Genomic DNA, 2110 nt, shown 5'->3' with positions numbered 1-2110 from the left:
GGCTTTGGAATTCGGGAGCCGGTAAAGCACGGTAATCAGTCTTACCATTAGGCGTTAAGGGTAGGGATTCCAAAATGACAAAGGCACTAGGAATCATATACTCTGGTAACTTAGCTTTCAGGAATTGCCGCAGTTCAGTAACATTAAGTGAATTTTTCTCTTTTTGGGGGGAAATAATCTCTACTTGGGGAATAATATAGGCGACTAAACGTTTCTGATTTGTCTCATCTTCTTGGGCAATAATAACAGCCGTTTTTACTGCATTGTGCTGACTAAGAACGGTTTCAATTTCTCCGAATTCAATGCGAAAACCCCGAATTTTTACTTGATTGTCAATCCGTCCTAAATACTCAATATTACCGTCGGGTAAATACCGACATAAATCTCCCGTTTTATATAATTTTGACGGCTCATTGCCCCCCTTATTAAGGGGGGTTGGGGGGATCACTTCATCCTTCTCAAAAGAATTAGGGATAAATTTCTCTTGTGTTAACTCTGGACGATTAAAATAACCCCGCGCTAATCCCATACCACCAATATGTAATTCTCCAGCTACCCCCACAGGAACAGGTTGTAAGAAAGCATCGAGAATATAAACCTGAGTATTACTGATGGGTCGCCCAATGGGAATATTGGTTATAGTTGGTGAAGTAAATTCGGAGAGAGTCGCCGCAATGGTTGCTTCTGTTGGTCCGTAACCATTTAATAGTCGAGGAAGAGGGGAATATTGACCCGTAACTGTTTGCCATTGCTGGACTTTTGCCGGTTGAATGGCTTCCCCACCAATGACAATTAGTTTAATCTTTGAGAGAATTGGCAGGGTATCAGGGGTTAATTCAGAGGCTAATTGATGCCAATAAGCCGTAGGAATCCCCAAAACTGTTAATTGCCATTTTTGACAACATTGCCAAAAATCCTCACTAGAGCGCAACATCTCTTCTGTTCGCAATACCAAGGTCGCACCCGATAACAAACTAACAAAGATTTCTTGAACGGAAGCATCAAAGCAGATAGAAGAAAATTGCAGAATTTGATCCTCTGAGGTAATACCATACTCTAGAATAGTAGTCAGTATATAGTTGACTACTGAGCGATGTTCAATCATTACCCCTTTGGGTTGACCTGTGGAGCCAGAGGTGTAGATAATATAGGCTAAATTGTGCTGATCAACTTCTACCAGAGGGCTAACTGTACTCTGTTTGGCGATTATTGACCAGTCTTGATCTAAACAGATAGTGTTCGGTATAAATTTGGGAAGTTGCTCAATAAATTTAGATTGCGTCAACACAATACTAAGTTGAGTATCTTCAATAAGATAGGTAATTCGCTCTTGGGGATAATTAATATCTAAAGGAACGTAAGCTCCCCCAGCTTTAAGTATTCCCAGTATTCCGATAATCATGTCTAGGGAACGTTCAACAAAAATCCCGACTAAACTATCGGATTTTACCCCTAAAGATTGTAGGTAATGGGCTAACTGATTAGCCTTACAGTTTAACTCCTCGTAGGTTAAAAATTCATCTTCTAATTTAACAGCGATCGCCTGTGGATTCTGTTTTACTTGTTGTTCAAACAACTGATGCAGACACAAATCATTTTTGTAGTCAATTTCAGTCTGATTCCAATCAAATAATAACTGATTGCGCTCACTTTCTGTCAGTAATGGTAATTGGCTAACGGTTTGTTCTGGATTAGCAATAATCCCAGTTAATAGGTTAACAAAATGCCCTGATAATCGCTCAATTGTACTTTTGTCAAACAGATCTGTATTATATTCCCAAATCGCAGTTAATCCGGCTTCTTTTACCTGTATAGATAAACTTAAATCGAACTTAGATGTCTTAAATTCTAAAGGCTGACGAGTGGCTTTTATTCCTTCTAAATCTATACTATCTACAATTTCATTATCTAAACCAAACATCACCTGAAATAAAGGAGTATAACTCATATTTCTTTCAGGTTGTAGGGACTCTACTAACATCTCAAAAGGTAAATCTTGATGGTCGTAAGCATCCGTTGCTGTTTCTCGTACCTGTTTTAATAACTCGCTAAAACTGGGATTTCTGGCTAAATCTGTTCTTAAGACTAAGGTATTGACAAAAAAGCCGAT

The 2110-nt window shown here is 38.8% G+C and carries 1 protein-coding gene; it reads right to left on the bottom strand.

Features of this window, described 5'->3' with window-relative positions:
• Nucleotides 1-2110 (bottom strand): non-ribosomal peptide synthetase (locus tag PX482_RS20370; protein WP_288122934.1); only part of this gene is annotated, 2110 nt, incomplete at both ends.

The sequence above is a fragment of the Microcystis sp. M53602_WE12 genome, from assembly GCF_030065455.1.
Lineage (GTDB): Bacteria > Cyanobacteriota > Cyanobacteriia > Cyanobacteriales > Microcystaceae > Microcystis > Microcystis aeruginosa.
This window is presented reverse-complemented; position numbering and strand designations above follow the sequence as displayed.